The 12,164-nt window shown below is 46.4% G+C and carries 15 protein-coding genes; 1 reads left to right on the forward strand and 14 read right to left on the reverse strand.

The genetic code is table 11. The features are described 5' to 3' along the window. Window positions 1-4 precede the first annotated feature (4 nt). Window positions 5-667 (reverse strand): TetR/AcrR family transcriptional regulator, encoded by a 663-nt coding sequence (locus E8M12_RS08540; RefSeq protein ID WP_136735730.1) that lies wholly within the window; start codon window positions 665-667, stop codon window positions 5-7. A gap of 188 nt (window positions 668-855) precedes the next feature. On the opposite strand from E8M12_RS08540, the gene coaD reads away from it, so the two are divergent. Further along, the gene (coaD, locus tag E8M12_RS08545) at window positions 856-1,353 is read left to right on the forward strand and encodes a pantetheine-phosphate adenylyltransferase (protein ID WP_136735731.1); all 498 of its coding nucleotides are present in this window, start codon (window positions 856-858) and stop codon (window positions 1,351-1,353) included. Between the two features lie 94 nt (window positions 1,354-1,447). Here the strand turns inward: coaD and E8M12_RS08550 are convergent, their stop codons facing one another. The 13 genes from E8M12_RS08550 to rpmB all read right to left on the reverse strand — a co-directional run bounded on the left by E8M12_RS08550 (window position 1,448) and on the right by rpmB (window position 11,906). Beyond that, window positions 1,448-3,172, reverse strand: coding sequence for a Na(+)/H(+) antiporter subunit D (locus E8M12_RS08550; RefSeq protein ID WP_136735732.1), 1,725 nt, complete (start codon window positions 3,170-3,172; stop codon window positions 1,448-1,450). Further along, the gene (locus E8M12_RS08555) at window positions 3,162-3,416 is read right to left on the reverse strand and encodes a hypothetical protein (protein WP_136735733.1); all 255 of its coding nucleotides are present in this window, start codon (window positions 3,414-3,416) and stop codon (window positions 3,162-3,164) included. Before E8M12_RS08555 ends, E8M12_RS08550 begins: the two co-directional genes overlap by 11 nt. 12 nt (window positions 3,417-3,428) lie before the next feature. Continuing rightward, entirely contained in the window at window positions 3,429-4,931 is a 1,503-nt protein-coding gene (locus tag E8M12_RS08560) for a proton-conducting transporter transmembrane domain-containing protein (protein ID WP_136735734.1), read from the reverse strand. Next, window positions 4,928-6,430 carry a monovalent cation/H+ antiporter subunit D family protein gene (locus tag E8M12_RS08565; protein ID WP_136735735.1) on the reverse strand — a complete coding sequence of 501 codons (1,503 nt, stop codon included), beginning with the start codon at window positions 6,428-6,430 and terminating at the stop codon, window positions 4,928-4,930. Before E8M12_RS08565 ends, E8M12_RS08560 begins: the two co-directional genes overlap by 4 nt. Then, entirely contained in the window at window positions 6,430-6,786 is a 357-nt protein-coding gene (locus tag E8M12_RS08570; RefSeq protein ID WP_136735736.1) for a cation:proton antiporter subunit C, read from the reverse strand. Before E8M12_RS08570 ends, E8M12_RS08565 begins: the two co-directional genes overlap by 1 nt. Further along, window positions 6,783-7,760: a DUF4040 domain-containing protein gene (locus tag E8M12_RS08575; RefSeq protein ID WP_136735737.1), complete on the reverse strand. Its 978-nt coding sequence runs from the start codon at window positions 7,758-7,760 to the stop codon at window positions 6,783-6,785. The genes E8M12_RS08570 and E8M12_RS08575 overlap by 4 nt, the downstream gene beginning before the upstream one ends. Beyond that, window positions 7,760-8,086, reverse strand: a complete 327-nt coding sequence (mnhG, locus tag E8M12_RS08580; protein ID WP_136735738.1) for a monovalent cation/H(+) antiporter subunit G — start codon at window positions 8,084-8,086, stop codon at window positions 7,760-7,762. Before mnhG ends, E8M12_RS08575 begins: the two co-directional genes overlap by 1 nt. Then, window positions 8,083-8,373 carry an MrpF/PhaF family protein gene (locus E8M12_RS08585; RefSeq protein ID WP_136735739.1) on the reverse strand — a complete coding sequence of 97 codons (291 nt, stop codon included), beginning with the start codon at window positions 8,371-8,373 and terminating at the stop codon, window positions 8,083-8,085. The genes mnhG and E8M12_RS08585 overlap by 4 nt, the downstream gene beginning before the upstream one ends. Then, window positions 8,373-8,867 carry a Na+/H+ antiporter subunit E gene (locus E8M12_RS08590; RefSeq protein WP_136735740.1) on the reverse strand — a complete coding sequence of 165 codons (495 nt, stop codon included), beginning with the start codon at window positions 8,865-8,867 and terminating at the stop codon, window positions 8,373-8,375. Before E8M12_RS08590 ends, E8M12_RS08585 begins: the two co-directional genes overlap by 1 nt. Before the next feature lie 455 nt (window positions 8,868-9,322). Further along, a complete protein-coding gene (locus E8M12_RS08595) occupies window positions 9,323-10,186 on the reverse strand; it encodes a universal stress protein (RefSeq protein ID WP_169303086.1) in 864 nt (287 codons plus the stop codon). A gap of 246 nt (window positions 10,187-10,432) precedes the next feature. Next, window positions 10,433-11,248, reverse strand: a complete 816-nt coding sequence (mutM, locus tag E8M12_RS08600; RefSeq protein WP_136735742.1) for a bifunctional DNA-formamidopyrimidine glycosylase/DNA-(apurinic or apyrimidinic site) lyase — start codon at window positions 11,246-11,248, stop codon at window positions 10,433-10,435. A gap of 254 nt (window positions 11,249-11,502) precedes the next feature. Continuing rightward, window positions 11,503-11,658, reverse strand: coding sequence for a 50S ribosomal protein L33 (gene rpmG / locus E8M12_RS08605; protein WP_136735743.1), 156 nt, complete (start codon window positions 11,656-11,658; stop codon window positions 11,503-11,505). 11 nt (window positions 11,659-11,669) lie between these two features. Further along, window positions 11,670-11,906 carry a 50S ribosomal protein L28 gene (gene rpmB, locus E8M12_RS08610; RefSeq protein WP_136735744.1) on the reverse strand — a complete coding sequence of 79 codons (237 nt, stop codon included), beginning with the start codon at window positions 11,904-11,906 and terminating at the stop codon, window positions 11,670-11,672. Between the last annotated feature and the right edge of the window lie 258 nt (window positions 11,907-12,164).

A 12,164-nucleotide genomic window follows, 5' to 3' on the forward strand; every position in this document is an offset into this window, starting at 1 on the left:
TGGCTTACGCGCTCATTTCCACTTCGCTGGCCTGTTGTTCCAGCTGCAGGTAATGGTTACGGGCTTTTTCAAACTCTTCGCGAGCATTGTCGGTTACATACGGACTTAGCAGGGCGAAAATTTTCAGCAGTCCCTGATACAGGGCAGAATCATCAATTTTTGGCTCATCGTGCTGAGTTTGCAGGTAGCTTAACCAGAAGGTTGTTGTGATCCGCAGTAAACAGGTCAAATCATCCAATTCTTCTTCTTTGATGTTGAGAATGTCAGCATCTTTTAGCGAAACCAGCATGCTGGAAACTTTCTTAATGATTTCCCGTTGAATTTCGGAATAGCGCTTCTTTAGCGATGGGTTTTTGCTTAGTAAAACTGGCAGGTTTGAATAGAAAAAACGGAACTTTGAGATTAGCTGAAAGACGATATCCATATACTTTAAAATGGAATCGAGCGGGTTTTCTGTATCCGACAGGCGTTGGAACTGAGAGATCAAATCATCGGCATATTCGGCATAAATGGCAGAGATAATGTCTTCTTTATTACGGAAATGGTAATAAAGGTTGCCCGGGCTAATTCCCAGGTGCGCTGCTATGTGGTTAGTCGTGATATTGCGCTCGCCCTGTTCATTGAACAATTCAATACTGGCGAGGATGATTTTTTCTCTTGTTTTCATTCCCTTCAAAACCCTGAATGATAAAGCGACTTGCTATACTCAAAATTGGATGAATTTTGACATCATACACGCTAAACCGGGCAAAAGTGAAACTTTTTGAGTATTTACTTTAAGCAAATTTTAGCCAGAGCTTTGCATTGCGTACATCCATAGTTACAATGACGAAAACTTCCTGTTGAACCAGCACCATGAAAAATAAAGCAATATATCCAGGCACCTTTGATCCGGTTACTAATGGTCACCTTGATCTGATAGAGCGTGCCGCAGACCTCTTCGACCATGTGATTGTTGGTGTTGCCGCCAGTCCGAGTAAAAAGCCGAAATTTGAGCTGGCTCAACGGGTCGAAATGATCGAAAAGATCACCGAGCATCTGGACAACGTCACGGTTAAAGGCTTTAGTGGCCTGTTGGTTGATTTTGCGAAATCGGTTGATGCAAAAGTGTTGATCCGTGGCCTGCGGGCGGTATCGGATTTCGAGTACGAATTTCAACTGGCAAATATGAATCGTCGGTTATTACCGGATTTGGAAAGCGTATTTCTGACCCCGGCAGAGGAAAATTCATTTATCTCTTCAACCCTGGTCAAAGAAGTCTCATTGCATGGCGGTGATGTCAGTGGCTTTGTTCACCCTTATGTGAAAGAAGCGCTGGATAAGACTTTGTTTAATAAAGCTGGAGCTACTTAGCTTTAAGCCATAAGCCATAAGCCATAAGCGGTAAGTGGTAAGTTGGCTGGTGATTCCCTGCGCCGACAGGGAATCCTGATCGCAGCTACGCTCGCTAGATGTAGTAGAGTATCAATATCCCGGCAAGCAACAGGGCAACCCAGAATACCATAGTCTCAATGGGCCAAAGCCGGGCAAAATAGCCTTTGGGTTGCTCTTTTTCATTGTCATAAGAGCTATTAATTAGCCGTCTCACCCCGACTTTCGATAGCCTTTCCAGTCGATTCATTGCCTCGGTAATGGAATAGTAAATCGGCACCATAAACCCTGGCGCCAGTTTGCGATAAAACCAATCAGAATCCAGATTCGTAGACGGCAGCTCTGGCGGATATAAATTCTTCAGATTCAACCATACAAACGCCAGTGCCGAGAAGAACAACAGCTGAAGCTGGGTTAGTACATGGGTCACGTCATAGGGTTGATAATCCACCTCCCAGGGAAGCAATGCATAAACGGTTTGTGCCGGGAAGGTCCCGATAACGATACAAAGTAGCGCCGCAATTGCCATAGCGGTTAGCATATTTTTTGGCGGCTCTGTGGTGCGAATACCAGAATCATGAGCAAAAAATGCAAAATAGGGGATCTTGATACCGGCATGGTGGAACACCCCGGCGGCGGCGAACAATAGTGCTAGCCAGACAATATCATATCCTTCTGCCACCGCAGCGCTCATGATCATCGACTTCGACACAAACCCGCTGAATAAGGGAAATGCGGAAATCGATGCGGCACCGACGATACAGAGAATCGTCGTTTTCGGCATGGTTTTGTACAGGCCGCCTAACTCTGAGCCATTAATGCGTCCGGTCATATGCAGTACGGCACCCATGGTCATCATCAGCAAGCCTTTAAAAATAACGTCATTAAAGGCATGGGCAACGGCACCATTAAGGGCCAGTGACGTGCCAATGCCAACACCGACCACCATAAATCCAACCTGGTTGATCATGCTGTATGCCAGTACCCGGCGTAGGTCGTTTTCAATAACCGCATAAAAGATTGGGAAACAGGCCATAGTGACGCCAATCCAGACCAACAATTCCTCGCCAGGGAACCCCCTGGCGAGTGCATAAACCGCTACCTTGGTGGTAAAAGAGGCAAGGAATATTGTACCGGTTGGTGTTGCTTCCGGATAAGCATCGGTTAACCAGTTGTGCATAAAAGGAAATGCACATTTGATACCAAAGGCCAGGAATATTAACCAGGTGCCGAGATTTAAAATACCGTCATGTCCTAAGCCAATTTCGGCAAACCTGGCGCTACCGGTCTGTTTCACGAAGATGGTTGCCCCGGCGAGTAATAACACGCCTGATAGCACCTTAATGATGATGTAGCGCATCCCGGAACGGTACGCACGATCCGTGCGCCGGGCCCAGATTAAAAATACTGAGGTTAACGCCAGCAGTTCCCAGAATACGAATAAGGTGAGTAAGTCGCCAGCAAACACCGCCCCGACCGCACTGGCCGCATAACTCAGTCCCGCCACATGCTGAACCGTATCTTTAAGATGCAGGGCATAAACCACGGCAATGAATGCCGCTAAGTGGAAAAGATAGCCAAACATCATGCTGAGTTTGTCTGCCCGCACAGGCTCAAGGTGATAGCCGAGGAACTCAATGGTCCAATAAATGCCGGGCTCCAGGCTCGCCAGTTGCAATGCGCCCCATACTGGGGTCAAAAGCATAACGACGCTACGCAAATGGCCGCGAAGAAAGATGGCAGCAATGGAACCGAGTAACAGTGGCAGGAATGGTGGCAAAAATGGCAGGCTACTTATCATAGTAGTCGTCCCCTCTCATCAGGACTTTACGCATCGCTTTGGCGATGAGCACTAGCAGCACACAGCCAATGAAGCCGTAAATTGCGTAAAATGCCGGAATGTTTTCCCAATCGTGATAAATGTGACGATGGACAATAAAATCGGCCACTACCAATAGCGTACATATCAGGTAAAACACCTTGAGTATCTTGTCGATATTTTCTGGCTTATCAAAAAAGTCCGGTTTGTTTTGCTCATCACTCATGTAAGGCTTTCCTTAAAATTCCGTAGACACGCCAGGTATCAGATTAATTAAATCGATAATGGGTTGTGGGAAAAAGAACAACAGCAGGCATGCGGATGCGGTCACGGCAATGGCGATCAAGCTAGGCAATGGCGTGTGTTGGGTTTCTGTCCATGATTCCGGTTGTTGATTTGGCTCCGCCGGAGTAAAGAAGGCTTTGATTGGAATCGGCAGCAGGTAAGCTACGTTCAGTAACGAGCTCAATGTCAGCACTGCAACGATGATCAACTTATCTTGTTCCAGGGCGCCGACCAGCAAATACCATTTACTCCAGGTTCCGGCCATGGGTGGCAAGCCGATAATACTGAGTGCACCAATGGCAAAGGCAATCATGGTTAACGGCATTTTATGGCCCAGGCCGACCATCTCACTGATATTCTTTTTATGGGTTGCGACCATAATCGCACCGGCACAAAAGAATAAGGTAATTTTACCAAACGCATGGGTGACGATATGCAGGGTTGCACCCGCTGCAGCAATGGAGGAGGCCAATAGTGCACCAACCACGATATAACTTAGCTGGCTGACGGTTGAATATGCTAATCGCGCTTTTAAGTTATCTTTAGTCGTTGCGACAAAAGACGAGAGCAAAACGGTAGCCGCGCCGATATACAGCATCAGATCAGTGGTGGCGATTTCGCTCAGGTTATCTATGCCAAAGATATAGATGGCGATTTTGAGAATACTGAAAACACCCGCTTTAACTACCGCTACCGCATGAAGTAATGCGCTAACCGGAGTTGGTGCTACCATAGCCGCAGGAAGCCAACGGTGAAAAGGCATTAGCGCCGCTTTGCCGATGCCATAACAGAACAGCACCAGTAACACGGCAATCAAACCACTTGACGATACGTCGTTAAATACGCCTCCGGGTGTAAATTCCAGGGTTTGGGCACTCACCCAGGTGCCAAGCACAGCAAACAGTAAAAATGCTATCGACGTAGTTAGCAGAATCCCCAGGTATACCCGCCCACCGCGTTTCGCTTCTTCATTGCCTGCATGGGTCACCAGGGGATAGGTTGATAGTGTTAACAGTTCATAAAAAATAAACAGGGTTAACAGGTTAGCGGAAAAACAAATCGCCATCACCGTACTGATCGCCAGGGCGAAACAGCAGAAAAAACGCGTCTGGTTTTGCTCATGATGACCACGCATGTAACCGATGGCATAGATGGTGGTGATGATCCATAAAAAGCTGGCAACCAGGGCAAACAGGACACCCAATGGCTCGACCGAGAATGCAATGTTCAATCCTGACAGAAGCACGACCCAGGTCGTCGCCATCGGCACCTGATTAAAGGTGTTATCTGCGATGCCTAGAACCAGGGTAAAAAGAATAACCGCCGTGGCAATGGAGACGGTTTCCCTTAAGTTAGGGCGTTTACCCGCGAACACGAGTAGCGCTGCACCAATGACTGGCACGATAATACTAAGGTTGATGAGCTGGGAAGGCTCTAAAGCAGACCAGATATTCATCGCACTGCCCCCAGGTCGGCAGCAGGTTGAAACAGCCATTTTGAGGCCGCATCGGCTGCGCTAACGCTCAGTGAGGTATCTATCCCGAAATATATGTTGGCGAGAACCAAAATCCACATTGGAATTAACATCAGCACTGGGGCTTCTTTAATAGTCGTGTCCGTCGGATCAGCAGGCTCTTTGAAATAAGCCACCTCAAGAACTCGGCCAATATAAACAATCGCCAACAAAGAACCTGTGAGTATCAGGAAGGCAATTAGCCAATGCTGTTGCTCAAGGGCGGCGGTGACTAAATACCACTTGCTGACAAAGCCAGCGGTAAGCGGTACACCGATAATGCTTAATCCGGCAATGGTGAAGGCCGCCATGGTCAGTGGCATGCGTTTGCCAAGCCCATAATACGCTTTGATATCGGCAGAACCGGTGCGAAATAATACCGCACCGACCGCCATGAACAGCGCGCCCTTCATTAATGCGTGGTTGAAGATATGCAGTAATCCCGCCATGAGGCCGGCACTGGTGACCAGGCTGATACCGAGTATCATATAGCCTATTTGCGCCACACTACTGTAGGCCAGCATGGTTTTTACGTTACTTTGCACCGTTGCCACGAACGAGCAGTTAAAGATAGCGACAATCGCCAGCACCAGTAAAATCACGTCCATCCCCATCTCGTGGAAGACGTACTCTGCACCATAGATGGTGAAGATAAAGCGCACCATGACATACACAGCTACCTTAGTGGCGGTACCTGCCAAAAAGGCGCTTACTGCCGAAGGTGCGTGGGTGTAGGCCGGCGGTAACCACATATGTAGAGGAAACAGAGCTAGTTTGATACTGACCCCGATTAGAATGAAGGCAAGGCCAGTGTTGAGGGTGCGATTACTGTCGTACTCGGCAATTCTAGCCGCCAAGTCCAACATATTTAAGGTACCGGTTTTCATATACATCATGCCAACACCGATGAGTATGAATGTGGCACCAATGGTGCCCATTACCAGGTAGCGAAATGCTGCAGTAAGGGCTCGCCGGTCGGATGCCAGGCTGACCAGCGTATAAGTCGCGAGTGAGGAAATCTCCAGAAATACGAATAGATTGAAGGCATCACCGGTACTCAAAATACCCGATAACCCGGCCAGGCAAAGCAGGTGTGCGGTATAGAACAGTGTGTGCTGATTGCGATCGATTTCTTTGTCGATACTTTGTTTCGCATAGACTAATACCAGGGTTGAAAGCCCGGTTACTACACTAAGAACCAGAGCGTTAGCGACATCGACTCTCATTTCAATGCCCCAGGGAGGCTCCCAACCACCGAGTGCGTAGCTCAAAACACCTTGATCCAGGGTTGTCAGCAGTAAAACAATCGAAATAAAAAAACTGAATCCACTAATCAAAGTGGCAAATAACCAGGCTAACTGGCTCCTTGCCAATAACATACATACCGGTGCACCAATCAGTGGCAGAACAATCGGTAAAACAGGAAAGTGCTGTGCAAACATCAGATTAGAGCATCCTTGTCTTTGAACTCATTTTCCTCAACCGTTCCGTAAGCGCGCTTGATTCTGACAATAAGAGCCAGGCCGACTGCGGTAGTTGCAACCCCCACCACAATCGCGGTAAGGATGAGTACGTGGGGTAAAGGATTTGAATAGCTGGTTATACCGTCTGCCAGGATTGGTGCACTCCCCCCCGAAACCTTGCCGATGGAGATGTACATGATAAATACCGAGGTTTGAAAAATATTAAGTCCAACCACTTTCTTTACCAGGTTATTAGCAGAAATAACAATGTAAAACCCTGCCATCATCAAAAATACGACAATCCAGTAGTTGTAATAGTCAACGATAAAACTCATTGAATGTTCGCCCTCTCTGCCTGACTGGCAAAACCATAAAAAATACTAAGGATGGCGGCAAAAACCGTCACGCCAATACCAAACTCGATGACTATGATGCCGATATGCTGTCCAGCAACGGGATCACTGGCGAGAACGTTGTAATCCAGGAAATTACCACCGAAGAATAAACCTGCCACACCGGTAGCTGCGTAAATCAGTACTCCCATGGATGCCAGTATTTTCAACAATTTTGGTTGTATCACTTGAGTTGCCAGCGGCAGGCCAAACACTAAGGCGTAAAGAATGATCGCCGCTGCTGCGATGACACCTGCCTGAAAACCGCCTCCGGGTCCATAATCACCGTGGAATTGAACATATAAGGCAAACACTAATATCAGAGGAATAATGAGTTTGGCTACCACCCTGAGGACCAGATGTGACTTCAGTCCGGATTCAATCGTAGCTTGGCTTTGTTTGGGTAATCCTAACAAACTTAACACACCGATAGCGGCGGCGAATACAACGGCAGTTTCGCCCAACGTATCGAAGGCACGATAACTTGCCAATACCGAGGTAACCATATTGGGCAACCCCACTTCCTGTGGTGATTCTTCAATATAGCGAGGTGCAACATGTTGATTGGCAGGATTTTCAGGGTCGCCGAACGGTGGCATATCTAAGGTGCCGTAAATGAGTGCCGCACCGGTCACAATTACCACCAGCAATGGCAGCAAAGCCGTATGACTATTAGCCTTTTCTTTGCGTCCGGTTAATGCCAATGTGCCGAGCATCAGTACCGTGGCGATGCCAGCGCCCACTGCCGCTTCGGTAAACGCGACATCAACCGCATCGAGGTTGACGAATATCAGCGCCGATAAAAAGCTATATATGCCAAAAAGCATGACCACAGCGAAAAGATCTTTGAGAAAGATAATCCGCAAGGCAGTTATCGCAAGCATACCGAGTAATACCAAGTCGATTAACTCTGCCATTAGCCGTTATCCTTGTTTTGGGTGTCTCGGATTTCCGCTAAGGTCAGCAGGCCACCATGTCTGGCGGATTTAGCAAGGGCATGTGAAGCTGTTGGGCTGGTAAGTAATAAGAAAACCAGGATAAACAAAAGTTTGATGGCAACCAAGTCAAAATCTGTGCGCAGAATCAGGCCAGAAATTATCAGTATGGTGGCGATGGAATCGGTCACACTGGCGGCGTGTACCCGGGTAAAAAAATCCGGGAACTTGAATAAGCCAATGGCCCCCGTGAGACTGAAAAAGGCACCGGATATTAGTAATATGGTACTCAGGGTTTCCAAAATCATGAAGACTGCTCCTTGTCGCCTGGTTCACCGTCTGTTGCCGTATATTCAAAAAAACGCAGGACCGCAATCATGCCGATGAAATTGATTAGGGCGTAAACGATGGCGATGTCGAGAAAATCAGGTCGACCACCGAGAAAGCCCATTACGGCAATGAACAAGGCGGTTTTAGTGCCAACCATATTAACCCCTAGGATACGGTCGTAAACGGTATCTGCTTTCAGCGCCCGGGCTAACGCCAATGCCATTACCGAGAGAATAGCTACAGAGGTTGCCGTTAAAACCAACATTAGTTTTTATCTCCACTAATATTTGCAACGCTATTTGCCATCTTTCCACCTTGTAGCGACTTGATAGAATCCTCACGTAGGGCATGTACGGTCACGTAATTGTCATCAATATCGACGCTAAGCGTGCCCGGTGTCATGGTGATTGAATTGGCATAAAGGACGCGAGAGTCTTCAGGGATGTGAGCGACAGGTAATTTAGTGGTGGTAGGAGATAGCCGTTTGGAACTTCCCCAAACAAGTTTGGCAACCTGTGAGCTGGACAACACGATTTGTCCCAAAAGCCAGGCAATGTAGCGGAAAAAAGGCAGGCTTAACGAAGGCTTTTGAGGTTGATTGTCTGTGTTATCCATGCGCCGGACTAAAACCACCACCAGTACCACAGATGCCAGACCAAAGCTGAGTAGCAATGGCTTAAAGAATCCTGACAACAGTAGCCAGAATACTGCCAGTATTAATGTCCATGTTACTAAATATATTATTGTTTTTCTGTCCATAGCCGACTTTTAAGAAACCTCAATTAGTGAGACATTGCGCTATTTTTTACTTTGATTAATCGTTATTTCAGCGGTATAGGAATTTCTAGCCTAATTCGTTATATCGCCGGTTACAACCTTTACTGAACCACCTTAGAAAAACTGTATGTTACGTTTACCTGTGTGTTTAAAGTATTAAACACGGTTGCCAGGCAGACGTGCTCATCATTTTGGCACTTTTAAAGTAACCCTCTGATAACAATAGTAATGCTTAGTAGTATGCGAACCTTCACCTTCGCAAGCTCGTTGTAACGCCGAATTTAGATGACTGCTGAACATGGACGTGAAAGGTTTGTAGCAGCAGAGTGGTTTGGCTGCTTAACCGGTGCGGTAAGTCCTGGTATCAACAACCTGATGACTATAAATAGATTCGCTATAGTCACAAGCTACTTTATATTTAATATCTGGCAACGCATCTATTTTTGACGTTCAATAATCAGAGAGTCTGTTCTTAAATGATGCATGACTTTTTCGGCAACGTTGCCAATCAACATACCTTGTATTCCACTTCGTCCCATACTTCCCATGATTACCAGTTCCGCTTTGAGTTCATTGGCACAATGAGGAATTGTTCGTTCGGGTGCTCCTGCAGTAACATGGAAATTGACGTTTTTTAGGTTATGGCCATTAAGCAAGGTTGCGAGTTTGTCTTCCCCTTCAGCACGATGTTCGCGTGCGTACTCCTCAAGGTCAATAATATCCAGTTCTTTCATAATGTTGGATACAGGAAGGCTATATACCAGATGTATAGTGCAATCAAAGGTTCTGGCCCATTTCCCTGCCCATTCTAAGATCGCGTGATTTAATTCGTGATGAATGTCATCTTTGGCTTCCGGGTCAACGGCGGCTAACACAGCTGGTTTGTGTTTCCAGCACTGCTGGCTGGCGATTAGAACGGGGACTCGCAAGTTTCTAATCAATTCCCAGTCGCATGGTGTGTGGAATAATGTTTCTGAACGATGGCCCGCTTTTATCACTAAATCAAAGGACTTATCATGACAATAATTGACTACCCAGGTAACGATATCATCGGTCACAATGACCTGGCTGGTGATTGTTCTTTTTTGTTCGGAATCTGCAAAGATGTTTTCTAAAGACGCTGTTAGCGCCTCGCTTTGTTGTTCTACACCAACACTATCAGGAGAATCGATACCATTGGTTTTTATAAAACGCACTACATCGATTTCAGCACCCAGGGGCGCGGCAATTTGGTGAGCCTTCTTTAAAGAACAGTGATCGGTTTCATGTACATCGGTGATCACTAAAATTGATTTCGGCATAACTATCCCTGGAATCTGAAACATTAATGCCAATCCCGTTAAATTAAAACTCACCCGTAGGGAGTTTGTCAGAGGCCCATTTACGGCCCTAACTCTGAGTTGTGCACAAACTTAATGTGATTGGTATCATTAATTTATCGAGTAAATATTATACAGTCAAGGCGCTGGTGGGAGAGGTAAGCTAGCTCTGGTGGGTGAAAGCGTCTTCCACCTACCACCTCACACTTCCACCTCCCAGTTCGCCTTCTACCTTGCCTGGCACTTGGGGCAGTAGACCGTGGCCCGCCCCCCCTGTTTGATTTCTTTCAGTGTAGTTTTACAGCTAACACAGGGTTGGCCGCCGCGACCATAAACCTGCAATTCCTGAGCAAAATAACCTGGTTTACCATCGGATTGGGTGAAATCTTTCAGGGTGGTGCCTCCCTGGGTAATGGCCTTGGCGAGGACGGTTTTGATGATCTGGGTCAGGGTATCGTATCGTTTACGACTAACCTTGCCAGCCGGCGTCGTTGGCCGGATACCGGCCTGAAACAAAGATTCATTCGCATAGATGTTGCCAACACCGACCACGATCTGGTTGTTCATAATAAATGTTTTTATTGGTACAGCTTTATTGCGTGATTTTTCATATAAATAACCGGTCGGAAATTCATCGGTTAAAGGTTCAGGCCCTAATGACTGGAATAGCGGATGAGCATTAACATCGTCTTTCAGCCATAAAATGGCACCAAATCGCCTTGGGTCATTCAGCCGTAACGCTTTTCCTGAGGCTAACAGCAAATCGAAATGATCATGCTTTTTTACCGCCAGGTTAGCGTCAATCACCCTTATGGTGCCAGACATGCCCAGGTGCAATAACAGGGTGCCTTTTTCAGTTTTCAGAAGCAGGTACTTGGCTCGTCGTTCAACCGCGAGTATTTTCAGTCCGCGTATTTCCGCAATATCTTCAGAAACGGGCCAGCGCATCTGTTTATTACGCACAATGACATCGGCGACATTCTGGTTCAGAACATGGGGTTCGATACCCTGGCGACAGACTTCGACTTCAGGTAATTCAGGCATAATTTGCGTTCGGATGTATTTACTGCAGGTTGACCAATCTTATATGAATGTAGTGCCAATACCAATGTTCATTCAGTGACTGTTGGATAGAAGGGCAGGTCAGAATGTGAAAATAAATTGCAAGAGAACTGTTCCCTGTTACCCACCACACCTGAACCTGGAATGTCGGGATATCAGGGAGGTAATATCACGACGATATATATCCATGCATAAAAAAACCCGGCAGGGCCGGGTTTTTTTGTAGCAAATATCAATTACTTGATTTTTGCTTCCTTGTAGATCACATGCTTGCGAACTTTAGGATCAAATTTTTTGATTTCCATCTTTTCAGGCATGGTCTTTTTATTTTTGTCAGTCGTATAAAAATGACCGGTACCTGCAGATGAAACTAAACGGATTTTATCACGCATGGTTTAATTCCTTAGATTTTTTCACCACGGGCACGGATGTCTGCTAATACAGCATCGATACCATTTTTATCGATAATGCGCATACCTTTAGGGGTTACGCGTAATTTTACAAAGCGGTTTTCGCTTTCAACCCAGAAACGGTGAGTTTGTAGGTTTGGTAAAAAACGACGACGAGTAGCATTCAACGCGTGAGAGCGGTTGTTACCTACCATCGGTTTTTTGCCGGTTACTTGGCAAACTTTAGACATTTGAGTCACTCCAAAAAATATTTCAGCTCGAGCTATTTTCTCCCCAGGCCGTCGCCTACGGGATCCTGAAAAAGGCCGCAGATTATACAGGCGCGTTTTCTATTGATCAAGCTTTATCGCCTATAAAATAGACGTTTGTTGCTGGTGGCGCGATTATACTGATCTTTTGTTGAAAACAAAAATTAAAATCTGTGATTTTGCTGAATTAATCGTGAATAACTGCTGATTTTCTGAATGTTGGTAAATTCAATGTTAATG

Origin of the sequence: Thalassotalea mangrovi, assembly GCF_005116735.1 — a bacterium.
GTDB classification, from domain to species: Bacteria; Pseudomonadota; Gammaproteobacteria; order Enterobacterales; family Alteromonadaceae; genus Thalassotalea_A; species Thalassotalea_A mangrovi.

What these genes read in the sequence shown, in the direction of transcription:
- E8M12_RS08540 (WP_136735730.1), bottom strand. Translation starts at nt 667, where the DNA reads ATGAAAACAAGAGAAAAAATCATCCTCGCCAGTATTGAATTGTTCAAT.
- coaD (WP_136735731.1), top strand. Translation starts at nt 856, where the DNA reads ATGAAAAATAAAGCAATATATCCAGGCACCTTTGATCCGGTTACTAAT.
- E8M12_RS08550 (WP_136735732.1), bottom strand. Translation starts at nt 3,172, where the DNA reads ATGATAAGTAGCCTGCCATTTTTGCCACCATTCCTGCCACTGTTACTC.
- E8M12_RS08555 (WP_136735733.1), bottom strand. Translation starts at nt 3,416, where the DNA reads ATGAGTGATGAGCAAAACAAACCGGACTTTTTTGATAAGCCAGAAAAT.
- E8M12_RS08560 (WP_136735734.1), bottom strand. Translation starts at nt 4,931, where the DNA reads ATGAATATCTGGTCTGCTTTAGAGCCTTCCCAGCTCATCAACCTTAGT.
- E8M12_RS08565 (WP_136735735.1), bottom strand. Translation starts at nt 6,430, where the DNA reads ATGTTTGCACAGCACTTTCCTGTTTTACCGATTGTTCTGCCACTGATT.
- E8M12_RS08570 (WP_136735736.1), bottom strand. Translation starts at nt 6,786, where the DNA reads ATGAGTTTTATCGTTGACTATTACAACTACTGGATTGTCGTATTTTTG.
- E8M12_RS08575 (WP_136735737.1), bottom strand. Translation starts at nt 7,760, where the DNA reads ATGGCAGAGTTAATCGACTTGGTATTACTCGGTATGCTTGCGATAACT.
- mnhG (WP_136735738.1), bottom strand. Translation starts at nt 8,086, where the DNA reads ATGATTTTGGAAACCCTGAGTACCATATTACTAATATCCGGTGCCTTT.
- E8M12_RS08585 (WP_136735739.1), bottom strand. Translation starts at nt 8,373, where the DNA reads ATGTTGGTTTTAACGGCAACCTCTGTAGCTATTCTCTCGGTAATGGCA.
- E8M12_RS08590 (WP_136735740.1), bottom strand. Translation starts at nt 8,867, where the DNA reads ATGGACAGAAAAACAATAATATATTTAGTAACATGGACATTAATACTG.
- E8M12_RS08595 (WP_169303086.1), bottom strand. Translation starts at nt 10,186, where the DNA reads ATGCCGAAATCAATTTTAGTGATCACCGATGTACATGAAACCGATCAC.
- mutM (WP_136735742.1), bottom strand. Translation starts at nt 11,248, where the DNA reads ATGCCTGAATTACCTGAAGTCGAAGTCTGTCGCCAGGGTATCGAACCC.
- rpmG (WP_136735743.1), bottom strand. Translation starts at nt 11,658, where the DNA reads ATGCGTGATAAAATCCGTTTAGTTTCATCTGCAGGTACCGGTCATTTT.
- rpmB (WP_136735744.1), bottom strand. Translation starts at nt 11,906, where the DNA reads ATGTCTAAAGTTTGCCAAGTAACCGGCAAAAAACCGATGGTAGGTAAC.